The following is a 25,476-nucleotide window of genomic DNA, read 5'->3' on the forward strand; positions in this document are numbered from 1 at the left end:
CCCTCCTTGTCCGGATCGGAATGTGGCTCAGAGCAGGTTCTGTGACAGCTCGCGCCGGACGAACCGGCCGTGCCCCGGACTGCCGAGATAGCCGCCGTCGCCGACGATGACCCGGCCGCGGGACAGCACCGTGTCGACATGGCCGTCGATCTCGAAACCCTCGTAGGCCGAATAGTCCATGTTCATGTGATGGGTGCCGCCGAGCCCGATGCTCGTGTGGCCCGCCGGGTCGTACAGCACGATGTCGGCGTCGGCACCGGGGGTGATGATCCCCTTGCGCGGATACATGCCGAACATCCGCGCCGGGGTGGTACAGCAGACGTCCACCCACCGCTCCAGTGAGATGCGGCCGTCCACGACACCCTGGAACATCAGATCCATCCGATGCTCCACGCCGCCGATCCCGTTGGGAATCTTGCTGAAATCGCCGATCCCCATCTCCTTCTGATCCTTCATGCAGAAGGGGCAGTGGTCGGTGGCGACACTCGTGACGTCGCCGGTGCGCAGGTAGCGCCACAGCTCGTCCTGATGTCCCTCGGCGCGGGATCGCAACGGGGTCGAGCACACCCACTTCGCGCCCTCGAAACCCGGTGCGCCGAGCTGTTCCTCCAGCGAGAGGTACAGGTACTGCGGGCAGGTTTCGCCGAAGACGTTCTGTCCCTTGCCCCGTGCCTCGGCGATCTGCTCCAGCGCCTGCTTCGCCGACACGTGCACCACGTACAGCGGCGCCCCGGTGACGTGCGCGAGCATGATCGCGCGGTGGGTCGCCTCCTCCTCCAACTGCCACGGCCGCGAGGTGCCGTGGAAGTACGGCGCGGTGTCGCCGCGCCGCAACGCCTGCTCGACCAGTACGTCGATGGCGATCCCGTTCTCCGCGTGCATCATCAGCAGCGCGCCGAGGTCGGCGGCGGTCTGCATGGCGCGCAGGATCTTGCCGTCGTCGGAGTAGAACACGCCCGGATAGGCCATGAACAGCTTGAAGCTGGTGACCCCCTCGTCGACGAGTTCGGCCATCCCCTTCAGGGATTCGTCGGTGACGTCGCCGACGATCTGATGGAAGCCGTAGTCCACGGCGCACTTCCCCGCGGCCTTCTCGTGCCAGGCGGCGAGCGAATCCTGCACCCGGACACCGGGTGTCTGCACCGCGAAATCCACGATGGTGGTGGTGCCGCCGAAAGCCGCCGCGCGCGTACCGGTTTCGAAGGTGTCCGAGGCCTCGGTGCCACCGAAGGGCATCTGCATATGGGTGTGCCCGTCCACCCCGCCGGGGATCACGTACTTCCCCGTGGCGTCCAGCACGGTGTCGGCCACCGCGGCCGGGTCGGCGCCGAGCACGGTCGCGCCGGGGCGCAGCACCGCGGCGATCGTCTCACCGTCGATCAGGACGTCGAGGAGTTGAGATCCCGTGGCGGACACCACGGTTCCGCCGCGAACGAGTATCGTGCTCATCAGGGCTCCACCAACGGTCCGTAGGCGTCGGGGCGGCGATCGCGGTAGAAGGCCCAGCGGTCGCGCACCACCTTGATCAGATCCAGGTCCAGGTCCCGGATCACCAGCTCCGGATCGGTGCCGGAGGCCACGTCACCGACGAATTTGCCCTCCGGATCGACGAAATAGCTGGTGCCGTAGAAATCGTCGTCGCCGTAGTCGCCCTCGACGCCGACCCGATTGATCGCGCCGATGTAGTACTCGTTCGCGACGGCCGCGGCCGGCTGCTCCAATTTCCACAGATACGAGGACAGTCCGCGCGAGGTCGCGGACGGGTTGAAAACGATCTCCGCGCCCGCCAGGCCGAGGGCCCGCCAGCCCTCCGGGAAATGCCGGTCGTAACAGATGTACACCCCGACGCGGCCCACCGCGGTATCGAAGACCGGCCAGCCCAGATTTCCGGGCCGGAAATAGAACTTCTCCCAGAAGCCCTGGACGTGCGGAATGTGGTGTTTCCGGTATTTACCCAGGTACCGGCCGTCGGCGTCGATCACCGCGGCGGTGTTGTAGAGCAGGCCGGGCTGCTCCTGCTCGTACACCGGAACGATCATGACCAGGCCGAGTTCGGCCGCCAGCGCGGCCATCCGGTCGACCGTGGGGCCGGGCACCGATTCGGCGTAGTCGTAGTACTTCGCGTCCTGGAGCTGGCAGAAATACGGGCCGTAGAACAACTCCTGGAAGCAGATCACCTTCGCGCCCTGCGCGGCGGCCTGCCGCGCGTAGTCCTCGTGGGCCTTGATCATGGACTCTTTGTCGCCGGTCCAGTTCGTCTGGACGAGCGCCGCTCGAACGATCGCCATGCTTTGTGATATTGCCCCCTGAAGCGCGTTCGTTGTGTAACAATCTGACGGAAACAGTTTCGCCGTCGTTACAAATCCCGGCGGTCCTGGTCCGGCCTTCGGCGAGCCCGCAGAATTGCGCTGTGACAGCCGAACTCGGGTCACCGGAAACCGGGCGGGAGACCGGCGCCGCGGAGGTTGCCGGGCCGTCTGCCGGTTTCACCGCCGGACTCACCGATCGCACCGCCGCGGGTATCGCCGCCGCCGTGCGGCGCGACATCCGATCCGGCGCCCTGCCACCGGGCGCGCGCCTGCCCACCGTGCGGGAGGTCGCCCGGGAACTGCGGGTGTCACCGGCCACGGTCACCCAGGCGTGGCGCGCGCTGGCCGCCACCGGCGCGATCGTGGCGCGCGGCCGGGCCGGCACCTTCGTCGGCGGGACCGCGCCGGATCCGCCGTCGGCGGGCCGGTACCAGCGCCTGCGTCCGTCCTCCGACGACGCCTTCGCGATCGACCTGTCGCGCGGCGTGCCCGATCCGGCGCTGCTGCCGGACCTCACCGCCGCGCTGCGGGTGCTCGCCGACGACCCCGCCATCGACCGGCTGTCGGCCACCTATCTCGGGAGCGCGATCCTGCCGGAGCTCGAGACGCTGGTGCGCGCCGACTGGCCTTGGCGCGCAGAACGTTTCACCGTCGTCGACGGCGCCATCGACGCGGTCGATCGGCTGCTGGCCGCGCACGTCCGCTTCGGCGACGCGGTACTGGTCGAGAATCCTTGTTTCCCACCGTTTCTCGACCTGCTCGCCCGGCTGGGGGCCCGCACCGTCCCGGTCCGTCTGGACGAATCCGGGCCGCTGCCGGTGGAATTGGCCGCCGCCGTCGCGGCATCCGCGCCCGTGGCGCTCCTGCTGCAACCGCGCGCCCAGAACCCCACCGGCGCCGCGCTGACCGCCCGGCGCGCCCGGGAACTCGCCGGCGTCCTGGCCGGCACCGGGGTCGTGGTCATCGAGGACGACCACAGCGCGGGCATCGCGGGTACGCCGCTGCGCTCGCTGGGCGCGCGGCTGCCGCGGCAGACCGTGCACATCCGCTCGTACTCCAAATCCCACGGCGCCGATCTGCGGCTGGCGGTGGCGGGCGGGCCGGCCGAACTGCTCGACCCGGTGATCGAGCGGCGCTTGCTGGGCCCCGGCTGGACCAGCCGGTTGCTGCAACGGGTGCTGGTGCACATGCTCACCGACCACGACGCGCGGCGGGCCGTCGGCACCGCCCGTGCCGTCTACCGGGCCCGCGGCGAGGCCCTGCGCGCGGCACTGGCCCGCCGCGGGACGGCACTGCCCCGCGGCGACGGCATCAATCTCTGGTTGCCGGTCGCCGACGAGAACGCCGCCCTGGTCTCGCTCGCCGCGGCCGGCGTCAAGGCGGCGCCGGGCGGCCCGTTCGAGGTCACCGACCATCCGCCGATCGCCCACCTGCGGATCACCGTCGCCGCCCTCGCCGAGGCCGGGATCGACCGGCTCGCCGGGCAATTGGTCACCGCGGCCGCCGCGGCGCCCGCCTACCGCCGGGTCCGCCGGTCCTGATCGGGCGAAAAAGGCAAATCGACTGTGCGAGCATCGATCCGGGGCTTCGCTGCACACACTTGCAGGCGACCTGGAATGATGCCGGGCAAACATCAACCGTTACGCGACAGGATGCAAGGAGACCTTCCCAGGTGCGCACCGATTCACAGGCTCCGCAGCTCGACGTCCAGCAGTCCCGGCGCCGCCGGCCGACCCGCGCGCTGCGCCGGTTCGGCCTCGCGACCGCCGGTCTCTCGATCGCGGTTCTCTCGGCGGGCCACGCCGCCGCGGCCCCGGCGCCGCTGCACCAGGCGGTGGCGGGTTGTTCGGCGCCGACCGACGGCCAGCCCAACGGCAAACAGTTCCCGGGCGAACCGGCGCTGTCGATCGATCCCGGCTCCGGCTACTCGGCGACCCTGCAGACCAACTGCGGGCCGATCACCGTCGCCCTGGACGCCACGAACGCGCCGCACACGGTGAACTCGTTCGTCTTCCTGGCCGGGCAGCAGTATTTCGACCACAGCCGCTGCCACCGGCTCACCACCCAGGGCATCTACGTGCTGCAGTGCGGCGATCCGACCGGCACCGGCCGCGGCGGGCCCGGCTACCGCTTCCAGGACGAGAACCTCGCCGGCGCGGTCTATCCCGCGGGCACCGTCGCGATGGCCAATTCCGGCCCGAACAGCAACGGCAGCCAGTTCTTCCTGGTCTACAAGGACAGCCAGCTGCCGGCCAACTACACCCCGTTCGGGCGCATCACCGCCGGTATGGACGTGCTGCAGAACATCGCGGGCGGCGGCACCGCCGACGGCTCCTCCGACGGCTCCCCCGCCGCCGGCGTGGTGCTGGATTCGGTTGCCGCCGACCAGGACTGAGTCACCCCGCACGACGAGCAACGGCCGCGCTCCGGAAAGGAGCGCGGCCGCCTGCGTTCTCGGACCCTACAGGTACTGACCCGTGTTGGACTCGGTGTCGATCGCGCGGCTCGCCGAGGCGTTCTTGCCCGTGACCAGCGTGCGGATGTAGACGATCCGCTCGCCCTTCTTACCCGAGATGCGAGCCCAGTCATCGGGATTCGTGGTGTTGGGCAGGTCCTCGTTCTCGGAGAACTCGTCCTGGATCGAATCGTAGAGATGCTGGATGCGCAGGCCCGGGTTACCGGTCTCGAGCACCGACTTGATCGCGTACTTCTTGGAGCGGTCCACGATGTTCTGGATCATGGCGCCGGAGTTGAAGTCCTTGAAGTACAGGACCTCCTTGTCACCGTTGGCGTAGGTGACCTCCAGGAAGCGGTTGTCCTCGCTCTCGGCGTACATCCGCTCCACGACCCGCTCGATCATGGCCTGCACGCACTTGGCGCGGTCGTCGTCGAACTCCTGGAGATCGTCGACGTGCAGCGGCAGGGTCTCCGTCAGGTACTTGGAGAAGATGTCCTGTGCCGCTTCGGCATCCGGGCGCTCGATCTTGATCTTCACGTCCAGGCGGCCGGGCCGCAGGATGGCCGGGTCGATCATGTCCTCGCGGTTGGAGGCGCCGATGACGATCACGTTCTCCAGGCCCTCGACGCCGTCGATCTCCGACAGCAGCTGCGGCACGACCGTGGTCTCCACATCGGAGGACACGCCCGAGCCGCGGGTGCGGAAGATCGAGTCCATCTCGTCGAAGAACACGATCACCGGGGTGCCCTCGGACGCCTTCTCGCGCGCCCGCTGGAAGATGATCCGGATGTGCCGCTCGGTCTCGCCGACGAACTTGTTCAGCAGCTCGGGGCCCTTGATGTTGAGGAAGAAGGACTTGGCCTCCTTGGCGTCCTCGCCGCGGGCCTCGGCGATCTTCTTCGCCAGCGAGTTGGCCACCGCCTTGGCGATCAGCGTCTTACCGCAACCGGGCGGGCCGTACAGCAGCACGCCCTTCGGCGGCCGCAGCGCGTACTCCTTGAACAGATCCTTGTGCAGGAAGGGCAGTTCCACCGCGTCACGGATCTGCTCGATCTGCCGGCCCAGGCCACCGATGTCCTCGTAGTTGACATCGGGCACCTCCTCCAGCACCAGATCCTCGACCTCGGCCTTGGGAATCCGCTCGAACGCGAAGCCCGCCTTGGTGTCGACCAGCAGCGAATCGCCGGGCCGCAGCTTGCGCACCGGGCGGTCCGGATCGTCGACATCGTCGACGTCGACCAGCCGGCTCAGCGGGCCGGACAACCAGACCACCCGCTCCTCGTCCGCGTGGCCGACCACGAGGGCGCGACGGCCGTCGTCGAGGATCTCGCGGAGGGTGCCGATCTCACCGGTGCGATCGAAGAGGCCGGCCTCGACGACCGTCAGCGCCTCGTTCAGCCGGACGGTCTGGCCGTAGTGCAGGGTCGCCGTGTCGATGTTCGGCGAACATGTCAGCCGCATCTTGCGCCCCGAGGTGAACACATCGACCGTCTGATCTTCGTAGACATCGAGTAGAATGCCGTAGCCACTGGGCGGCTGGCCCAGCCGGTCCACCTCTTCACGGAGCGCGACCAGTTGCTGACGGGCTTCCTTCAAGGTGTCCATGAGCTTGGTGTTGCGAATGGTCAGCGAATCGATGCGGGCTTCCAATTCCCTTGCGCGATCCGGCGAGTCGGCGAGTTGCCTGCGCAATGCAGCCAACTCGGCTCGAGTCGCTTCGAGTTCCCGCCAGGCCGCCGAATCGGAATGTTCGTTGGGGCTCATGATGCTGCTCCTCCCAGTCCCGGTCTATCAACGCTACCGGGCGCGAACCGTTCTCGCTTTCCTACATGGTTTCGTCGTGATCACATCTAGGCTGCGGTCGGCGACCGGACCACCATGTTAGCTTCACCTAACCCGTTTCCGGCGAGTTAATTTCACCGCAGCGAGTGGAAAGCGCTCTCGACAACGCTCCTTCCTGGTTCTATTCCCGGTTCCACCTGTTCTACAGGTAATCGGTGGTTCCGCGCTCGCGTTTCGGCGGCAACCTCGTAGGCGCTACCCGCTCCGGCGGGGCCACAAACCGCGCCGATCGGGATGTATCGGCGATTTCGGACCGGTTACGGCGCCTCATTGATCAACTCGCACCACTCCAGTCCCGGCAATCACTCCGGCACCAATCGCGAGGGGACGAGCGAATCGCGGGTTCCGGCCCGTCCGGGCCCGCATTTCCACCCCCCGGCGAGCGCCGCGCAACCGCCGCGTACGTTACACACCGGAAAGCGGGCGGTCACGGCGCGATCGAGGCCGCGACTCGGTCGTCGTGACCGACATCACCGGCGCTCGGCGCTTGCCGCGGACCTGCGATTCACCGCCTTCCGGCGGACCCCTCCCGGCACCGGCGCCGACCCGGTGTTAGGGTCACCTAACCATTGCGGTGGGCAGTACGGCTGCCCGTGCTCGATCGAAAGGTGTGTCGACCATGTTCAACTCCACCCATCGTTCCGCCCGGGGCGCGCGGTTCGCGCTGGCCGCCGCGGGCGTCGCCGCCGCACTGACCGCCGGTGGCACGTTCGCCGCCGCCGACACCCCCGCCCCCGCGCCGGCGGAGTTGCAGGCCACCCTGGATCAGTTCGTCGACCCGGGTATCTCGACCGCCGACAAGGAGAAGCTGGTGGTCAGCGGCGAGCAGCGCGCCGCCAACATCGACACCATGACCGGCAAGCTGGCCGGGTACGGCACGATCGGCTTCGTCGTCTCCGATGTACGGGCCGACGGCGACAACGCCGACGCGTCCGTCGCGATCACCTCGCCGCACGGCACCATCCCGGGCTTCCACATGAGCTGGCAGCACAGCGACGCCGGCTGGCAGCTGACCGACGGCAGCGCGTGCACCATCCTGGCGCTCGGCCGCGCCGCCTGCTGACCGTCGCCCGATCCCGCACCCCGTGCCCGAAGCCGCGGGGTGCGATCGGATCGGCCCGCCAGGAGGCCCGATCAGCCTTTCGACGGCCGCCGCTGCGGCTTCGGCGGCACCACACCGTCGGCGAGGCGCCGCGCGCTCACCAGGAAGGCCGTGTGGCCCTGCATGCGATGCTCCGGGCGGACCGCCAGGCCCACCACGTGCCACGGCCGCACCAGCGACTCCCAGGACCGCGGCTCGGTCCAGCACTGCTGCTGCCGCAGCGCCTCCACGACCTCCGACAGCTGGGTCACCGTCGCCACGTAGATCACCAGGACCCCGCCGGGGACCAGCGCCTTCGACACCGCGGGCAGCGCGTCCCACGGCTTGAGCATGTCCAGTACGGCCCGATCGACCTGGTCACCGGTGTAGTCGGCGACGTCGGCGAGGGTCAGGGACCAGTTGGCCGGCCGCTCACCGAAGAACCGCTCGACATTGCGCACGGCGTGCTCGGCGTGATCGTCGCGGATCTCGTAGGACACCACGCGGCCCTCCGGCCCGACCGCGCGCAGCAGCGAACAGGTCAGCGCCCCCGATCCGGCGCCCGCCTCCAGCACGCGCGCACCCGGGAACACGTCACCCTCGTGCACGATCTGCGCGGCGTCCTTCGGATAGATCACCGCGGCGCCGCGCGGCATCGACAGCACATAATCCACCAGCAGCGGCCGCAACGCGAGATACGGTGTGCCGTTGGCGGATTGGACCACACTGCCCTCATCGCGACCGATCAGGTCGTCGTGCCGGATCTGACCCTTGTGCGTGTGGAAGTCCTTGCCCGGGTCCAGCACGACCGTGTGCTGGCGGCCCTTGGCGTCGGTCAACTGCACCCGGTCACCGGCGGCGAAGGGGCCGGTCCGTCTGGCCGTCATGAATCTCCTGTTCTGCTGGGCGTCCGCGGTCGGCGGCGAACGGTGATACGGGTGTACCGGATTTGTCGGTACCCCCGTTTAGCCTGCCAGGTATGACAGCGGACTCGACGCCGACCCCAGCGGACTCCGAAGCCGACTCCGGCACCGCTCCCCGCGCCGCCGCCGACATCGGCTCCGGTACCGCCACCGCCCGGCCCGAGGTCGTGCGCGCCCCCGCACTCTCACCGTCGCGCGCAAAAGATTTCACTCTGTGCCCGTTGAAATATCGATTACGCGCGATCGATCGGATTCCGGAAACGCCGGACCGCTACCTGGTACGCGGCACACTCGTGCACGCGGTGCTGGAATCGCTGTACGGGCTACCGAGCGGCGAACGGGTACCCGCGCGGGCCGCGGCGCTGGTCGAGCCCGCCTGGCAGCGATTGCTGGCCGATCGCCCCGGCCTCGGGACCCTGCTCGAGCCGGGCGAATTGCCCGATTTCCTGGACGAGGCGCGGGGACTGCTGCGGGTCTACTACCGGCTCGAGGATCCGACCGCGTTCGATCCCGAATCCTGCGAGCATCTCGTCGAGACGGAACTGCCCGACGGTTCCCCGCTGCGCGGCTACGTCGACCGGGTCGACATCGCCCCCACCGGCGCGCTGCGGGTGGTCGACTACAAGACCGGGCCGGCCCCCGAGCCGGGGCGGGAGAACCGGGCGCTGTTCCAGCTCAAGTTCTATGCCGCGATCATGTTGCGCAGCCGCGGCCGCGCGCCCACCCAGTTGCGCCTGCTGTACCTGGCCGACGGCCAGATCCTCACCTACGCCCCCGACGAGCCGGAACTGCTGCGCTTCGAACGCATCCTGTCGGCGCTGTGGGCGGCGATCAGCGCCGCGGGCCGGTCCGGCGAGTTCCCGCCCAGTCCCGGCCCGTGGTGCCGATATTGCGACTACCGCCCGCTGTGCCCGGCCCACGGCGGCGCCGCGCCGCCCTATCCGGGCTGGCCCGCCGCCGCCTGATCCGCCGGATCAGAAGGCGCGGCAGGTGCGGATGTCGGTGGCCAGGATGGCCTTCGCGCCGAGGTCGGCGAGCTGATCCATCACCTCGTTGCCCTGTTTGCGGGGCACCATGGCCCGCACCGCCACCCACGCGGAATCGGCCAGCGGCGAGACCGTCGGCGATTCCAGGCCGGGAGTGATCTGTACCGCGCTGTCCAGCAACGTCTTCGGGCAGTCGTAGTCCAGCATCAGATACTGCTGGGCGAACACCACGCCCTGGATCCGGGCGACCAGCTGATTGCGGGCCCTGTCGTGCGGCTCGGCGCCGGCCCGCTCGATCAGCACCGCCTCCGAATCGCACAGCGTCTCACCGAACGGCACCAGGCCGTGCTGACGCAGCGTGCGGCCGGATTCGACGATATCGGCGATCGCGTCCGCGACGCCGAGCTGGACGGAGATCTCGACCGCGCCGTCGAGCCGGATCACCTCGGCCTCGATGCCGCGACGCGCCAGATCGGTGAGTACCAGATTCGGATAGGCGGTCGCGATGCGCTTGTCGGAGAGATCCTCCACCTTCCAGTCGTGGCCGGCGGGGGCGGCGTAGCGGAAGGTCGAGCGGCCGAATCCGAGGGTCAGGCGCTCGTGCACCTGCGCGCCGGAGTCCAGGGCCAGATCGCGGCCGGTGATGCCCAGATCCAGCTCGCCGGAGCCGACGTAGATGGCGATGTCCTTGGGCCGGAGGAAGTAGAACTCGACGTTGTTGGCGGAGTCGAGGACGGTCAGGTCGCGGGAGTCGACACGCTTGCGATAACCGGCCTCGGCGAGGATCTCGACCGCGGCCTGGGACAACGCGCCCTTGTTGGGTACTGCGACGCGGAGCATGAGGTGGTGTCCTTTCGGGACGAGTGACGGATTCGGTCCACGGCCCGCCGGGCATCCGGCGGGTTATCCGTCACAGATGTCGGTACACGTCCTCGAGCCGCAGACCGCGGCCGACCATCAGCACCTGCACCCAGTACAGCAGCTGCGAGATCTCCTCGGCCAGCGCCTCGTCGCCCTCGTGTTCGGCGGCCAGCCACACCTCACCGGCCTCCTCCAGCACCTTCTTCCCCTGCGCATGCACGCCGGCGTCCAGCGCTGCCACGGTGCCCGACCCCGCCGGCCGGTTGACCGCACGATCCTGGAGCTCGGCGAACAGGGTTTCGAAAGTTTTCACGGGTCGTCATTCTCGCAGATACGGGCGCACCGCCCGCAACCGAGTATCCGGGCGTTCAGGCCGGGCGTTCTTCCGCGTGATCGGAGCCGGGCGGCATCGGGAGGTCGGCGATCCGATCGGCCAGGGTGTCGACGGCGTCGGCGTCCATGTACGCCTCGAGCGTGAGTTCGAGCATGCTCGCCCAGCGATCGATCCGGGGCTTCCAGCGGTTGACGTAGGCGCGCGCGTAGGCGGCCTCCACCTCGTCGCCGCGGTCCCGCGCGGCCTGCTCGGCGTCCTTGGCCGCCGACACGGTGTTCTCCGCCAGCGCGAGCTGTTCGCGGCAGTGGTCGGGGGTGAAGATCTCGTCGCGGACGGTGTCGGCCTCGACCCGCAGGGTGCCGACCACCTGCCGCAGCCCGGGATCGGCCGACACGGCCTTCGGCCCGGGCGACTGCCGGGCCGCGGCGCGCGCCCGGCGGGACCGCCGCGCGGTGTCGCGCCGTTCCCATTCGGCCAGTTGCTCCCGGTAGTGGTCGATCGCCTCGCCGGTGACCGGCCGGTACACCAGATCCGCTGCGAGCGAGACCTTTTCCGCGCCGGAGCCGTCGCGGACGACCAGCGTCACCCGCCGCACCGGGACGTCCGGATCCGGGTTCCCCTCGATCCGCGCGTCCAGCACGTCGTAGAAGTGACCCTCGGTCACCTCGTCGCACTGCAGATCGAACAGCGCGGTGCCGGCCTCGACGAAGGTTTCGCAGATACGCCCGGTCAGGGCGTCGCGTTTGCCGAAACGTCCTGTGCCGGAATCGGTCCGGTCGGTGCCGTCGGCGCCGGTGTAGGTCGTCTCCCAACGGTACGAATCGTCGATCTCGGCTGCGTTCATCCTGTCCCTCATCGAGGTCGTGTGTGCGAACCACGTGCGAATCCCTCAGGGCAGAGTAACCGCTGCGGTCCCGTCCGCTCGGCGAATCGGCGGACCCGCGAACTCACTCGTCCGGAATCACCTCGACTCCGTCCGGAAGTCGATACCCCAGTCGCCGGAGGCGGCGCGCGGCCTCGTGCGGTGGCAGCGTGAGCCGTTCGGCGGCCTCCAGAATCGGGCGGCGGGCAGCGGGCGCCGGGGATCGGGCCAGTGCGTCGCGCCGTCGGGACGCTTGCCGAGCAGCACCAGATCCCGGGCCGGGCGGTCCGTACCGCCGCCGATATCGGTCCAGATATGCTGTGGCACAGCGACTCCGGGCTCGGCCAGGCATGCCGCCACGGCACTCGCGCACCGCCCGGTCACCACCGCCGCGGCGATCGCCCGGCGTGGCGGAGCCGGGCGGCCACCTGCGCGGCCGGTACCGGGGCGAGCGGGTCCAGCCGCGGCGACTGGGCGTCGCAGTCGCGGCTGACCAGCAGCCCGTCGGGCCGGTCGCCGGGCTGTCGCTCAGGTGGTCGCCAGCAACTCCGACATCTCCGCGACGGCGGTGCGCAGATGTGCCGCGAACTCGTGCATCCGGTCCGCGACCGGGGCGGGGGTGGCGAGGTAGAGATTCCAGCGGTCCGGGAGCAGGACGTAGGCGACGCCGATGCATTTCGCACTGGTGCAGCCGAATCCGAAGTACTGGATGTTGACCGACGGGGCGGAACTGGTGCTCAGGTAGTCGTCCCGGGCGATCTGCCAGCCGGGGCTGTCGTAGAACGGCATCGGCTCGGTGGCGCCCAGTTCGGCGCCGCGGCGGCGCTGGATCCACTGCAGTTCCCACAGATGCTGTTCCGGGGCCTCGCCGCGCTGGCACTGCTGGGCGCGGGCGACGTGCGCCGCGGCGGCGGCCTGTGCGGCGGCGCGCCGCGTGGCGCGGTCGGCGGCCGGATCCTCCATGGCGGCAACGAATTCCAGGATCTCCGGAGTCACCACCCGCATCGCCTCGGTGCGGCCGCCGCGGTACTGCCGGGTGGCGATCGACTCGTAGGTCGCGCCGATCAGGCCCTTGCTGCGCTGATGGGCGAGCTGATAACACAACTGCGCGAAGGCGTCCGGCGAGATGCCCAGCGCCTTGGCGCGATCGGTGCCGAAATCGTCGAAAGACACCGCGGTCGTGGCGTTGTCGGCGGCGTACTGCGCGAAATCGGCTCCGGCGGCGGCGATCCGGGCCCGCAGCGAGTCGTCGAGGGCGAACTCGAGCGGGGCGTGCGCGGGCAGGCCCTGCGCCGTCGCGCCCAAGCGGGTCTCGTGCTCGGCGACCGGGGCCCGCAGCAGCGTGTCGACGAAGGACAGGATCGTGGTGCCGTCCAGGCCGCAATGCTCGACGTTGATGCCGGCGGTGCCGTCGGCGAACACGATGAACGACACCGACTTGTCGAACCAGCGGTTGGCGCTGTCGCCGTGCAGCAGCTGATCACAGGCGTGCAGGGTGTCGACCGGCGCGAAATCCTCCAGGCAGACCGCGAACAGGGCGGTCTCCAGCACGTCCAGGGTGGCGCGGTTGGCCGGATCCGCGATCAGCTCCGGGCGCAGCGGCGCCCAGTCGGCGCGGGCCAGCGTGGTGAGGTGGCCGACCGAGGTGTCCGCCGGCGCGCGCACCGCAGCGGCCTTCAGCACCGCGCGCAGTCCGTCCACCAGATCGCCGTGCGCGTGCGGCACGCCGTCGGGCCCGATGACGTCGAGCCGGAAGATGTTGCCGCGGAAGAAGACCGCGATGTGCCGCGCCGGCGACGGGCCGGGCTGCGCGGCGCTGTAGGGCGCCCGCACGGTGTCCTGGCCCACGCCGGGAATCCTGGTCTCGGAGAACAGGAATCGGTTCTGCGCCATCGACAGCGGGCGGCCGCGCTGCACCACCGGCGGGACGGCCTCGTCGTCGAGCAGCAGTTTGTAGTTCACCGCCGCGGTCACGACGGCGGCCGCCCGCTCCGCCTGATCAGCGGATGTCGAACGGGCCAGCGCGGTGTCGTCGCGGAACAGGAAGAAGAAGTTGGCGTTCAACGCGATCCGGTCGCGGCGGCCGAGGTAGCGCGACGGCCAGAACTCGTCCAGCCAGCTGTCCACGCCCGAGCGGTCGAAACGCTCCAGGTCGGCGTGCAGGATCCGGGCCGGGCCGTCGGCGCGGAGCAGGTCGGCCACCGCCCGCTCGGTCTCGGCGTATTCGTCCGGCGTCAGCAGCGGCGCGCTCCACGCCAGGAAGCGGGAGCAGCTGTCCTCGAGCGTGGGCAGCGGTACGCGCGGCAGTTCGGCGTCGTGGGCGAAGGTCCGGTCGGTCACTGGCGATCCTCGGCGGTCGGAGTGGGCGTGGCTGGTGCGGTGGGTACGGAGACGAACAGTTCGGCATGCAACCAGCCCTCGGCCTCGTGGCCGGTGGGGTCGATACCGTTGGCGGACAACGTGTTCACGATCTGCGCCTGCTCGGCCTCCGAGGCGAACCGGCGCTGCCGGAAGGTGCCGGGCAGGCGCTCGGTGCGGTACCCCAACCGGTGCAGGGACCGCTCGATCGGGGTGAAGTCGAACATGCGCAACACGAAGTGTGCCATCCACGGCAGCCTGCGACCATGGGCCGTCGCCACTTTCACCAGGGTGCGCTCGGTGACATATCCGACGCAGCCGGTCGAGATCACCAGATCCGCGGACGCTAGGACCCGGCGCTGCCGGTCGGTCGGGGCCGCGGACTCCAGGTCGGCGTGCACGATATCGGACAGCAGCCCGGTCGACGCCGCGTAGCCGAGCGCGGGCGCCGAGGCGTCCATCCCGAGGAAGCGCACGTCGGGCAGGACGTCCGCGGCCGCCAGCCGGTCGCGGTCGCGCGCGGCGCGGTCGGCGGTGTCACCGGACCCGTAGTGCTCGGCGAGCGCGCCGACGGTGGTGTCCAGCCGCAGCACGGCCGCGTTCACGCCGTAGGAACAGCCGATGTCGAGCACCGTGGGCGCCGATCCGGTCGCCACCCGATAGTCGGCGATCAGCCGCCGGAAATGCGGTTTCGCCAAATCCGGTATGCAGTAGTCCAATTCGGCCATCCGGCGGTAATAGCCGCTCGGATCGGAGCTTTCGTAGATGTCGTCGAAGGAGGCTTTTCCGGTGTTGTCCAGCGAAACCGGCATCGGTGTCCTTGTCAGTCGAGGAGTCGGTCGCCGCGTGCGGATCGGCCGGCCGCGGCCACGTGGTCCGGCAGCACCCGCCCGAACAACTGCCGGGTGCGTTCCACGCTGCCGATGACACCGGGATGCTCGCTGTAGGCGAAGATCGCGGTGTGCCGCGGGGTGTTTCCCGCGACCGGAGATACCCGATGCAGGGAGAAGCGGCCGCGGAACAGTTGTAGGTCGCCGGGCCGCAGGGCGAGACGGCGGACGAGATGATCGCCCCCGCCGGTGAGAACCGCCCGCACGTCGTCGAAATTCTCCGCCTCCGGGGTGCGGATGTTCGGGCAGTATTCGAAGAGTCCGCCGTCCTCGGGCGGCTGGGTCAGCATGCTGACGGTGAATTCGTTGGTGTCGTAGTGCCACGGATGGGACAGGCCGGGACCGACCACGTTCAGGCACAGGCCCGCCAGCGGATCGGCGTACTCGTACAGCGCCGGCCGGCCGAAGCAGTCGGCGACGAAACCGCGGAATCGGGAATCGGTGTACAGCACCTGAATCGACGCCCCGGCCGGGATCCGATCGCGGGCCACGAACGCGTTGCCGCGGTCCATCACGATCCGGCCGGGATGCCCCGCGGGCAGTTCGGTGTCCAGCGGGATGTTGTAGGCGTTGACCCGCTCGACGGTGTGATACGCGAAGGGCGCCAGATCGTTTCCCTCGGCGCGCAATCGCGCGCCGAGACTCGGCCGGACGAAACCCCGCAGCACGCTGCAACCGTCGGCGGCCAGCTCGGCGCGTACCCGATCGACCACCGATTCCCTTGCCGCACTGCCCGTTTCGTCGATCGGATACCGGTCGAGATCGACCAGTTGCCCGAGATCATCCGAGACCCGCTCTCCCCCACGGCCTTCGGTCATTCGCCGCCACCTCCGCAGACTGCCCGGTCCCCTTCATTCTTACCGCGTACGGGACAACTCGCCCGGCGTTCCGGCGATCCTCGTGAACAGTCACAAACCGACGGGTTGTCCGGTGTCACGGTGGCGCATATCGGTTCGGCACGGCATTCGCCGGATCTGCTGTACAGCCTGGACAGTATCGGGTGGCAATTCTTTACACGATCGCTCCGCCCTGCGGCGGAGCGAGGTCAGGACACCGGTACGGCAAGCACGGCGTGCAATTCCGCCACAGTCAGCCCGACCAGCGATTCCCGGAACACCCGGCCGGGCGCGGACGGCACGGCGATCTCGCACGGCACCACCAGGACCCGGCAGCCGGCGGCACCGGCCGACTGCGCACCGGTGGGCGAATCCTCAATGGCGACACAGTGTTCCGGCGGGACGCCGAGCAGTTCGGCGGCCCGCAGATAGGGGTCGGGCGCCGGTTTCCCTTCCGGCACTTCGTCACCGCAGACGGTGGCGTCGAACCAGTGCCGGCCCACGGTGTCCAGGCACAGCTCCGCGACCGGGCGCTGGGTGTTGGTGACCAGCGCGGCCGGGATGCCGGCCGCGCGCACCGCGGCGAGCGCCTCCCGGGCGCCCGGCCGCCAGGGCACCGGGCCCGCGAACAGCTCGGTGACCCGCCGCTGCAACCACCGCCCCGCCGCGGCCACGGCCTCCGGGCGCTGCTCCAGCCCGAGGCCCTCGAAGACGATGCGCAGCGCGTTGGGACCGGAGGCCCCGATCAGGGCGTGCCGGAGTTCGTCGGACATCGTGCCGCCCAGTTCGACGGCCAGTTCCCGGACGCCGACGTCCCAGATCTTCTCCGAATCCAGCAGCGTCCCGTCCATGTCCCACAGGACACCGGCCAGCGTCACCGAGCGCACCTTTCGTCACGATTACGGGCCGGACACCCCTCGCCGGCCGAGAGACGAGCCGCTCCGCGACCTGCCACGGTCCGAAGGGAACGGCCCGCGGCCAGCATATCGGCCGCTCATCCGGCGCGCCGCGCCGCCGGCCGTGCCAGGCCGAGTTGCGGGCATACCGGGACCGAGCACCGGCCGTACCGACCGGAACGTCGGCCCCGAAGGACCGAACGCCAGCCGCGTCTGTCCAGAACGGGAAGTGGGCGCACCGGCCGTACCGGCCAGGGGCGCAGGTACGGACCGGAACGCCGGAGACAGCGGTGATCACCCGCATGATCGAGGGCCTCCAGAAACCGGGCGTGCGTGCCCGGACACCAGCCGTGCAGGCCCGACCTGGTCGCGGGCTTCCCGACACCGGGCCTACCGCCGCGCGACCTGCGGCCGGTGAGCCGCTCGGCTCAGACCCCGGACGCGGTGATGAGCATCCGGCCGCTGGACGAGTCGACCTTGAACCAGCGGCTCTCACTGGAGGTGGAGCCGTTGCGCAGGGTGTAGGTCAGGTTCGCGACCGCGCCGTCCGGGCCGTTGGGCGTCACCGAACCCACCCGCACCGCGCTGATCCCGGACCAGAACTTCTGGTACGCCTGGTAGCCGCCGGTCTGCCCCTGATACGCCGGCGACAGCTGCGACCAGGCGCCGTCGATGTTGCCCGGCAGCATGCCGTAGTAGCCGGAGACGAACGCGGTCACGCTGGCGGGCTGGGCGGCCGGCGCGGCCGGGGTGAACGTCGTGGAGGCCAGGGGGCTCGGTGTCGGTGTCGCGGGTGGCGTGGTCGCGCCGGGCGGCGGAGCGCTTCCGGGCGGCAGGGCGGTGGGCGGCAAGGCGCCGGACGAGGGTGCGGCGGCGCCGGACGAGGGTGCGGCCGGGGCCGACGTCGGTTGTGCCGCACCGGTTTCGGATGCCGATGCGGCCGCCGGAGCGGACGAGGCGCCCGGCGGAATGGTGGCCGCCGTGTTCTCCCCCTTCTTGCCGCCGGAGGTCGCCAGCACGATCACGGCGATGATCACCAGCACCAGCGTGACGCCCGAGGCGACCAGGACCAGCAGTCGCTGCCGATCGGCCGGCTCCCGCTTCGGCCGCGGGGCCGGCGGTTGCGGCGCCGGCGCGAGCATGGGCGTTTCGACCGGGAGCACCTCGTGCGAGGGCAGCACGGTGGTCGGGGACACCACGGGTGCGGGCGCGGGCGCCGCGATCACCTTCGTCTCCGCCTCGGCGAGCTCCGGCTCACGGCCCTCCGCGACCGCGGCCAGGGCCTCCTGCACCTCGCGCATGCCCGGGCGCTCGGCCGGCTCCGAGGCCAGCAGGCGCATCAGCACCGGGCCCAGCGCGCCGGCGCGGGTAGGCGTGGGCACGTCGGCGCGGGCCACCGCGTGCAGCGTGGCCAGCGGATTCTCGCCCTCGCCGAACGGCGGCGCGCCCTCGACCGCGGCATAGAGGGTGGAACCGAGCGCGAACACATCCGAACTCGGCGAGGAATCCTCACCACGGGCGATCTCGGGCGCCAGGTACGCCGGGGTGCCGGCCAGGAAGCCGGTCGACGTGACCGTGACGTCGCCGACCGCGCGGGAGATGCCGAAATCGGTGATCTTCGCGGTGCCGTTGTCGGTGACCAGCACGTTGGCGGGCTTCACGTCACGATGCACGATGCCCGCGTCGTGCGCGGCGGCCAGCGCGTCGGCGACCTGCGCGCCGATGCGCGCCACCCGCCGGGGATCCAGCGGGCCGCTGTCGCGCATCACGGCCGCCAGACTCGGCGCGTCGACGTATTCCATGACCAGCCACGGCTGGCCGTCCTCCTCCGCGACGTCGAAGACGGTCACCGCGTTGGGATGATGCAGCCGGGCCGCGATCCGGCCCTCGCGCATCGCGCGCAGTTTGGCCTCCATGGCCTGCACCCGGGTCAGCCCCGGGTTGAGGAGCAACTGCTTCACCGCGACGGTGCGCCGCAACCGGACGTCGTCGGCCCGCCACACCACGCCCATAGCGCCGGTGCCGATGGGGTCGCCCAGGCGATACCGCCCCGCGATCAGCCGGTCTGCCGTCATGCTGTCGAACCTCTCCTGGCCTCACACGCCGAGCCACCTACCACTGCTGCGTGAAAGCCCGGAAACACTCTGAAAATCTTACGCGGTACGTCCGGTGATCACCTTACCGGCCCGTCCCGGGGATACCCGACAATGCCTGTCGCGCTATGTAATTCGCCGTTCCCGCCACATTTCCGCGACATCGCCGCGGGTGACCGGAGCTCGATTTCACAGATACGCCACCGCCATTCCACGACGACGCCGGAACGCCCTTGTGGCCCAGAGGTACCCGAATCCGGGACCGAATCACCCGGGACCGCGCCGCGACACCCGCGCCCGCCGGCGATGCGGCAGGCGCGAGTACCGTAGCGCGAGGTCAGGCGCTGAAATACTTCGCTTCCGGATGCAGCAGGACGAAGGCGTCCGTGGACTGCTCCGGATGCAGCTGCAGTTCCTCGGAGAGCGTCACGCCGATCCGATCCGCCTGCAGCAGTGCGACGAGTTTCGCCCGGTCGTCCAGATCGGGACAGGCGCCGTAACCGAACGAGAAACGGGCGCCGCGGTATCCGAGCTTGAAGTACTCCTGGACATCGGACGGATCGTCCTCGGCGATCGTATGACCCTCCAGCACCAGTTCTTCGCGGACGCGGCGATGCCAGTATTCCGCGAGCGCCTCGGTGAGCTGCACACCGATGCCGTGTACTTCCAGATAGTCGCGATAATTGTTGTCCGCGAACAGCTGATTGGCGAAGTCGGCGATGGGTTGCCCCATGGTGACCAGCTGGAACGGCCACACGTCCACCTGACCGGTCTCGATCGCGCGCTCGCGGGAGCGGATGAAATCGGCGATGCACAGGAACCGGTCCCGCTGCTGCCGCGGGAAGGTGAACCGATACCGTTCCGCCGCAGCCGGATTCGGCTCCGCCAGCACGATCACCTCGTCGCCCTCGGACACGGCCGGGAAGTACCCGTAGACCACGGCGGCGTGCTGCAGCACCCCCTCGGTGGACAACCGGTCCAGCCAGTACCGCAGCCGGGGACGGCCCTCGGTCTCGACCAGCTCCTCGTAGCTCGGGCCCTCGCCGCCGCGCTGCCCGCGCAGGCCCCACTGGCCCAGGAACAACGCGCGCTCGTCGAGCAGTCCGGAATACTCCGGCACCGCGAGCCCCTTCACCACCCGGGTGCCCCAGAACGGCGGCACCGGAACCGGCAGGTCGGCGGCCACATCGGACCGGGCCGGCACCTCCACCGGCACCTCGGCGGCCTTGCGCTCCTCGGCGATGCGCTGCGAGCGCTCGTGCCGGGCCTTGCGCTCGGCGGCCTTGGACCGGGCCGCGAGCGCCTCCGGGCTGTCCGGATCGAGGCCGCCGCCGCGCTTGCGGGTCATGATCTCGTCCATCAGGCGCAGGCCCTCGAACGCGTCGCGCGCGTAATTGACCTCGCCCTCGTACACATCGGTGAGATCGTTCTCGACGTAGGCGCGGGTCAGCGCGGCGCCGCCGAGCAGCACCGGGAACTTCTCCGCGACCCCGCGCGAGTTCATCTCCTGGAGGTTCTCCTTCATGACCACCGTCGACTTGACCAGCAGGCCGGACATGCCGATGACATCGGCCTTCTTGTCGGTGGCGGCGTCCAGGATCGCCGTGATCGGTTGTTTGATACCGAGATTCACGACCTCGTAGCCGTTGTTGGACAGGATGATGTCGACCAGGTTCTTGCCGATGTCGTGCACGTCGCCCTTGACGGTCGCGAGCACGATGCGGCCCTTGCCCGCGTCGTCGGTGGACTCCATGTGCGGTTCCAGATAGGCGACCGCGGTCTTCATCACCTCGGCGGACTGCAACACGAACGGCAACTGCATCTGCCCGGAACCGAACAGCTCGCCGACGGTCTTCATACCCGACAGCAGGGTCTCGTTGATGATCTGCAGCGGCGGCACCGTCTCCATCGCCGCCTCGAGATCGGCGTCGAGACCGTTGCGCTCACCGTCGACGATGCGGCGCTCCAGCCGCTCGAACAGCGGCAGCGCCGCCAGCTCGTCGGCCCGCGACGCCTTCGCCGAGGCCGCGGACACGCCCTCGAACATGGACATCAGCGTCTGCAACGGGTCGTAGCCCTCGCGGCGGCGGTCGTACACCAGATCGAGCGCGGTCTCCCGCTGGTCCTCGGGGATGCGGCTCATCGGCAGGATCTTCGAGGCGTGCACGATCGCCGAATCCAGCCCGGCCTGCACACACTCGTGCATGAACACCGAGTTCAGCACCTGCCGCGCGGCCGGGTTCAGGCCGAAGGAGATGTTCGAAAGTCCCAGTGTGGTCTGCACTTCCGGATGCCGGAGCTTGAGTTGCCGGATGCCCTCGATGGTTTCGATGCCGTCGCGGCGGGACTCCTCCTGCCCGGTGCCGAGGGTGAAGGTGAGGCAGTCGACGATGATGTCGGACTCCGCCAGCCCCCAGTTGCCGGTGATGTCGGCGATCAGCCGCTCGGCGATCTCGACCTTCTTCTCGGCGGTGCGGGCCTGACCCTCCTCGTCGATGGTCAGCGCGACCACCGCGGCGCCGTGCTCGGCGACCAGCCGCATGGTCTGCTGGAAGCGGGACTCCGGGCCGTCGCCGTCCTCGTAGTTGACCGAGTTGACCGCGCACCGCCCGCCCAGATGCTCGAGCCCGGCGCGCAGCACCGGCGCCTCGGTGGAGTCGAGCATGATCGGCAGTGTGGAGGCCGTGGCCAGCCGGGAGGCGAGCTCGGACATGTCGGCGGCGCCGTCGCGGCCGACGTAGTCGACGCACAGATCGAGCATGTGCGCGCCGTCGCGGGTCTGGTCCTTGGCGATGTCGAGGCACTTCTGCCAGTCGCCCGCGAGCATCGCGTCGCGGAAGGCCTTGGAGCCGTTGGCATTCGTGCGCTCGCCGATCATCATGATCGACGCATCCTGCTCGAACGGCACCGCGGTGTACATCGAGGACACGCTCGGCTCGTGCCGCGGGGCGCGCCGCGCCGGCTGCACCTCGGCGACCGCCTCGGCCACCTGCCGGATGTGCTCGGGGGTGGTGCCGCAGCACCCGCCGACCAGCGCCAGCCCGAATTCGGTGACGAAGCCGCGCAGCGCCGCCGCCAGCTCCGCCGGGCCCAGCGGGTACTCCGCGCCGTTCGGGCCGAGCACCGGCAGGCCCGCGTTCGGCATGACCGACACCGGCAGCTGCGCGTGCTTGGACAGGTGCCGCAGGTGCTCGCTCATCTCCTCGGGGCCGGTGGCGCAGTTCAGGCCGATCATGTCGACACCGAGCGGCTCGACCGCGGTGAGCGCCGCGCCGATCTCGCTGCCGACCAGCATGGTGCCGGTGGTCTCGACGGTGACATGGGTGATGATCGGGATGCGCCGGCCCGCGCGTGCCATGGCCCGGCGGCTGCCGATCACCGCCGCCTTCAGCTGCAGCAGGTCCTGGCAGGTTTCGATGAGGACGGCGTCGGCGCCCCCTTCCAGCATGCCGAGCGCCGCCTCGGCGTAGGCGTCGCGCAGCGCGGCGAAGGGCGCGTGGCCGAGGGTCGGCAGCTTGGTGCCCGGACCCATCGAGCCCAGCACGTAGCGCGGGGTGCCGTCGGCGGACGGGCCCATCTCGTCGGCCACCTCGCGGGCCAGCCGGGTGCCGCGCTCGGACAGATCCCGAATGCGGTCGGAGATGCCGTAGTCGGCCAGATTCGGCAGGTTGCAGCCGAAGGTGTTGGTCTCGACCGCGTCGGCGCCGGCCTCGAAATACGCGCGGTGGATGCCGCGCAACACGTCCGGCCGGGTCTCGTTGAGGATCTCGTTGCAGCCCTCCAGCCCCAGGAAATCGTCCAGGGACAGGTCCGCCGCCTGCAGCATGGTGCCCATGGCGCCGTCACCGATCAGCACACGCCGGGCGAGCGTGTCGAACAACGTGGTATCGAACGTCGGCGGCGTCCCGGACGCGGCGTGGGAGGGCACAGGCATGCTTAAAGAGTAGAGGGGACCGCCGACAATCCGCCGTCTCGCACACACTCCCGGGGCCGGTCGTGAGCTGCGCCACAACCCGGTCGCGGAACCACCGCCGTCCGGCAATCACTGACACGCCGACCGGAACGACGCAATCGGACCAGCACACGGCCTGCATCGGCGATATGCGGTGAAAGGAACTGCCACCACACCGTAGGCTGACCGGGTGAACGCCAGTGCATCACCCGATCCGGATCTGCCGACGTTGCGTGATCCCGTCCTGGTCGCTGCCTTCGAGGGCTGGAACGATGCCGCCGACGCCGCCAGCGGTGCCGTCGAGCATCTGGAGCTGATCTGGGACGCGGAACCGCTCGCCGAGCTGGACTCCGAGGACTACTACGACTACCAGGTGAACCGCCCGACGGTTCGTCAGGTCGACGGCGTCACACGTGAGATCCAGTGGCCGTCCACGACCTTGTCGGTCTGCTCGCCACCGGGCAGCAACCGGGACGTGGTGCTGCTGCACGGCATCGAGCCGAACATGCGGTGGCGCAGCTTCTGCAACGACATCCTGGAACTGGTCGATCAGCTCGGCGTCACCACCGTCGTCATCCTCGGCGCACTGCTCGCCGACACCCCGCACACCCGGCCCGTCCCGGTCACCGGCACCGCCTACAACAAGGAGGCGGCCGAGCAGTTCAGCATCGAGCAGACCCGCTACGAGGGCCCGACCGGGATCACCGGGGTCCTGCAGGACGCGTGCGTGCGCGGGGGCGTGCCGTCCATCTCGTTCTGGGCGGCGGTGCCGCACTACGTCTCGCAGCCGCCGAATCCGAAGGCCACCATCGCGCTGCTGCACAAGGTGGAGGACGTGCTCGACATCGAGGTCCCGCTCGGCGAGCTGCCCACCCAGGCCGAGGAGTGGGAGAAGGCGGTCGACGAGATGACCGCCGGCGACGAGGAGGTCACCGAGTACGTGCGCTCCCTCGAGGAGCGCGGCGACCAGGTCGACCTCAACGAGGCGATGGCGAAGATCGACGGCGACGCGATCGCCGCCGAATTCGAGAAGTACCTGCGCCGCCGCGGCGGCCCGGGAGGTTTCGCACTCTGATCCGGTCTCAGCACTGCACCGTCCAGACCTGCGCGGCGGCCTCCTGAGCCAGTTTGGCGATCAGCAGATCCCGTGGGATGGTCTGTCCCGCAAGGTGTTCCAGTGACGGCACCACCACGTGGTGCGCCTCGGCGCGTTTCAGCTCTGCGGTCAGCTCCGCGAAGGCGGTGCCGTCACCGGGCTCGGATTCGTGGAACGTGACGGCGAAGCACAGACCGGCGGCCCGGGCGAGATCGCACATGGCGTCCTCGAGCTCACCGAGCCGGCCCTCGGCCAGGTCGTCACGCAGGTACCCGTAGATCAACGCTTCCACCCGAACCTCCATGCGATTTGGGAGACAGCATCGGACACAGCAAACCGTTCACTTCGAGGATCCACCGCTCCGGAATGCCCGTGCAGATGTCATGTCGGTGACATCGGATTGCCCTATCCCGGACCATGCGGCGTTTGCTGATGGGATACTAGAAGATATGGCCGCTGGTGACGAACGCCCCGTCTGGGCGGTGCGAATGCGCTCCGAACGCGAGGCCCGCGGCTGGTCGCAGGCCGACGCCGTCCGGGCGATGCGCGCCAAGTCCACCCACAATCTGCCGACAGACAGTACGCTGCTGCGGAATTGGCGACGCTGGGAGTCCGGCGAGTCCCGGCCGGACGAGTTCTACGCACCGATCATCGCCGCCAGCTTCGACACCGTGACCACCGCGTTCTTCCCGAAGGCGCGGCCCAACCGGGACGACGAACTGCTCGCGTCCACGGGGATGGACACGCTGGAATTCGTGGGGCGCCTGCGGATGTCGGACGTGTGCGGCGCCACCCTGGACGCGCTGCGGATCACCGCCGAACGGTTGTGCTGCGAATATCCCTGCGGCGACGCGGCCGCACTGCACGCGGAGGGCACGGCCTGGCTGCGCCGCATCACCTCGCTGCTGGACGGCCGGCTCACGCTGGCGCAGCATCGCGAGGTGCTGGTGCTCGCGGGCTGGGTGGCGCTGCTGGTCGGCTGCCTCGACTACGACCTGGGCCGCCGGGCCGCCGCGGAGGCCACCCGCCGCGCCGCGATGTCGCTCGGACACGAGGCGGAGCACGTCGAAATCGTCGGCTGGGGTGCGGAGATGGCCGCGTGGTTCGCACTCACCCAAGGCAATTACCGGGGCGCGATCGAGGCCGTCGACGGCGTCGCGGCAAGTACCCAGCGACTCGGTGTCGCCGTCCAGCTGTCCGCCCAGCAGGCGAAGGCGTGGGCGCGGCTCGGCGACCACGGCCGGATGGAGGCGGCGCTGTCCGAAAGTCGGGCAATCCTACAGCAATTGGACCATCCGGCAAATCTGGACAATCACTTCGTGGTCGATCCGCACAAGCTGGATTTCTATGCGATGGACTGTTTCCGGGTGGCGGGCGACGACCGGCGCGCGGAAGCGTATGCGCGCCGGGTGATCCGGTCCGCCACCACACCCGACGGCACGGTCCGCAGCCCGATGCGGGTCGCGGAGGCCCAGCTGACGCTCGCGACCGTGGCGGTGCGCGACGGCGATCTGGAACGGGCGCTGCACGAGGCGTTGCGGGCCTTCGCCGGTCACCGCCGCTCGCTGCCCTCGCTGCTGTGGATCGCCGGCGAGACGGCCCGCGAGATGATCGGCCGGTATCCCGGCGACCCCCGCACCCGTTCCTATCTGGATCGGCTGCGGTCACTGTCCCCGTCCTGACCCGTCGACCATTAAGG

The 25,476-nt window shown here is 69.8% G+C and carries 21 protein-coding genes; 6 read left to right on the forward strand and 15 right to left on the reverse strand.

Going from position 1 to position 25,476, the window contains the following annotated elements:
• Positions 1-27 precede the first annotated feature (27 nt).
• Both hydA and NRB56_RS34985 read right to left on the reverse strand, forming a co-directional pair.
• Entirely contained in the window at positions 28-1,449 is a 1,422-nt protein-coding gene (gene hydA / locus NRB56_RS34980) for a dihydropyrimidinase (protein WP_153348655.1), read from the reverse strand.
• On the reverse strand, positions 1,449-2,288 hold the full coding sequence (locus NRB56_RS34985) for a nitrilase-related carbon-nitrogen hydrolase (protein ID WP_153348656.1): 840 nt from the start codon (positions 2,286-2,288) through the stop codon (positions 1,449-1,451). Before NRB56_RS34985 ends, hydA begins: the two co-directional genes overlap by 1 nt.
• Positions 2,289-2,410: 122 nt before the next feature.
• Between NRB56_RS34985 and NRB56_RS34990 the strand changes: the two genes are divergently transcribed.
• A complete protein-coding gene (locus tag NRB56_RS34990) occupies positions 2,411-3,850 on the forward strand; it encodes an aminotransferase-like domain-containing protein (protein WP_319943977.1) in 1,440 nt (479 codons plus the stop codon).
• A 131-nt stretch (positions 3,851-3,981) separates the two neighbouring features.
• Positions 3,982-4,704, forward strand: a complete 723-nt coding sequence (locus NRB56_RS34995; protein WP_319943978.1) for a peptidylprolyl isomerase — start codon at positions 3,982-3,984, stop codon at positions 4,702-4,704.
• A gap of 66 nt (positions 4,705-4,770) precedes the next feature.
• Here NRB56_RS34995 and arc read toward each other — a convergent pair whose 3' ends face one another.
• Positions 4,771-6,531: a proteasome ATPase gene (gene arc, locus NRB56_RS35000; protein WP_153348657.1), complete on the reverse strand. Its 1,761-nt coding sequence runs from the start codon at positions 6,529-6,531 to the stop codon at positions 4,771-4,773.
• A gap of 697 nt (positions 6,532-7,228) precedes the next feature.
• Here arc and NRB56_RS35005 point away from each other — a divergent pair.
• Positions 7,229-7,672 (forward strand): hypothetical protein, encoded by a 444-nt coding sequence (locus NRB56_RS35005; protein WP_153348658.1) that lies wholly within the window; start codon positions 7,229-7,231, stop codon positions 7,670-7,672.
• A 71-nt stretch (positions 7,673-7,743) separates the two neighbouring features.
• On the opposite strand, the gene NRB56_RS35010 is transcribed toward NRB56_RS35005, so the two are convergent.
• A complete protein-coding gene (locus NRB56_RS35010) occupies positions 7,744-8,577 on the reverse strand; it encodes a tRNA (adenine-N1)-methyltransferase (RefSeq protein WP_153348659.1) in 834 nt (277 codons plus the stop codon).
• Between the two features lie 92 nt (positions 8,578-8,669).
• On the opposite strand from NRB56_RS35010, the gene NRB56_RS35015 reads away from it, so the two are divergent.
• Positions 8,670-9,578, forward strand: coding sequence for a RecB family exonuclease (locus NRB56_RS35015; protein ID WP_194291107.1), 909 nt, complete (start codon positions 8,670-8,672; stop codon positions 9,576-9,578).
• Positions 9,579-9,587: 9 nt separating this feature from the next.
• Here the strand turns inward: NRB56_RS35015 and hisG are convergent, their stop codons facing one another.
• The 10 genes from hisG to metH form a co-directional block, all read right to left on the reverse strand.
• A complete protein-coding gene (gene hisG, locus NRB56_RS35020; protein ID WP_153348660.1) occupies positions 9,588-10,439 on the reverse strand; it encodes an ATP phosphoribosyltransferase in 852 nt (283 codons plus the stop codon).
• Between the two features lie 70 nt (positions 10,440-10,509).
• The gene (locus tag NRB56_RS35025; protein WP_319943979.1) at positions 10,510-10,773 is read right to left on the reverse strand and encodes a phosphoribosyl-ATP diphosphatase; all 264 of its coding nucleotides are present in this window, start codon (positions 10,771-10,773) and stop codon (positions 10,510-10,512) included.
• A 55-nt stretch (positions 10,774-10,828) separates the two neighbouring features.
• Positions 10,829-11,638: a hypothetical protein gene (locus NRB56_RS35030; protein ID WP_153348661.1), complete on the reverse strand. Its 810-nt coding sequence runs from the start codon at positions 11,636-11,638 to the stop codon at positions 10,829-10,831.
• 117 nt (positions 11,639-11,755) lie between these two features.
• Entirely contained in the window at positions 11,756-11,983 is a 228-nt protein-coding gene (locus tag NRB56_RS35035; protein WP_153348662.1) for a hypothetical protein, read from the reverse strand.
• Positions 11,984-12,184: 201 nt separating this feature from the next.
• A complete protein-coding gene (locus tag NRB56_RS35040; protein WP_319943980.1) occupies positions 12,185-13,996 on the reverse strand; it encodes a choline/carnitine O-acyltransferase in 1,812 nt (603 codons plus the stop codon).
• Positions 13,993-14,826: a class I SAM-dependent methyltransferase gene (locus tag NRB56_RS35045; protein ID WP_153348663.1), complete on the reverse strand. Its 834-nt coding sequence runs from the start codon at positions 14,824-14,826 to the stop codon at positions 13,993-13,995. The genes NRB56_RS35040 and NRB56_RS35045 overlap by 4 nt, the downstream gene beginning before the upstream one ends.
• 11 nt (positions 14,827-14,837) lie before the next feature.
• Positions 14,838-15,722 carry a HalD/BesD family halogenase gene (locus NRB56_RS35050; RefSeq protein WP_153348664.1) on the reverse strand — a complete coding sequence of 295 codons (885 nt, stop codon included), beginning with the start codon at positions 15,720-15,722 and terminating at the stop codon, positions 14,838-14,840.
• A gap of 227 nt (positions 15,723-15,949) precedes the next feature.
• Positions 15,950-16,627, reverse strand: a complete 678-nt coding sequence (locus tag NRB56_RS35055; RefSeq protein ID WP_406603573.1) for an HAD family hydrolase — start codon at positions 16,625-16,627, stop codon at positions 15,950-15,952.
• Positions 16,628-17,064: 437 nt separating this feature from the next.
• Positions 17,065-18,711, reverse strand: coding sequence for a serine/threonine-protein kinase (locus tag NRB56_RS39940; protein WP_153348665.1), 1,647 nt, complete (start codon positions 18,709-18,711; stop codon positions 17,065-17,067).
• A gap of 355 nt (positions 18,712-19,066) precedes the next feature.
• Entirely contained in the window at positions 19,067-22,663 is a 3,597-nt protein-coding gene (metH, locus tag NRB56_RS35065; protein WP_153348666.1) for a methionine synthase, read from the reverse strand.
• A 208-nt stretch (positions 22,664-22,871) separates the two neighbouring features.
• Here metH and NRB56_RS35070 point away from each other — a divergent pair, with 208 nt between their 5' ends.
• Positions 22,872-23,756 (forward strand): PAC2 family protein, encoded by an 885-nt coding sequence (locus tag NRB56_RS35070; RefSeq protein WP_319943981.1) that lies wholly within the window; start codon positions 22,872-22,874, stop codon positions 23,754-23,756.
• Between the two features lie 7 nt (positions 23,757-23,763).
• On the opposite strand, the gene NRB56_RS35075 is transcribed toward NRB56_RS35070, so the two are convergent.
• Positions 23,764-24,069: a hypothetical protein gene (locus NRB56_RS35075; protein WP_319943982.1), complete on the reverse strand. Its 306-nt coding sequence runs from the start codon at positions 24,067-24,069 to the stop codon at positions 23,764-23,766.
• Positions 24,070-24,226: 157 nt separating this feature from the next.
• On the opposite strand from NRB56_RS35075, the gene NRB56_RS35080 reads away from it, so the two are divergent.
• On the forward strand, positions 24,227-25,459 hold the full coding sequence (locus NRB56_RS35080) for a helix-turn-helix domain-containing protein (RefSeq protein WP_319943983.1): 1,233 nt from the start codon (positions 24,227-24,229) through the stop codon (positions 25,457-25,459).
• The last annotated feature ends 17 nt before the right edge of the window (positions 25,460-25,476 follow it).

The sequence above is a fragment of the Nocardia aurantia genome (assembly GCF_009604425.1).
Taxonomy (GTDB): domain Bacteria; phylum Actinomycetota; class Actinomycetes; order Mycobacteriales; family Mycobacteriaceae; genus Nocardia; species Nocardia aurantia.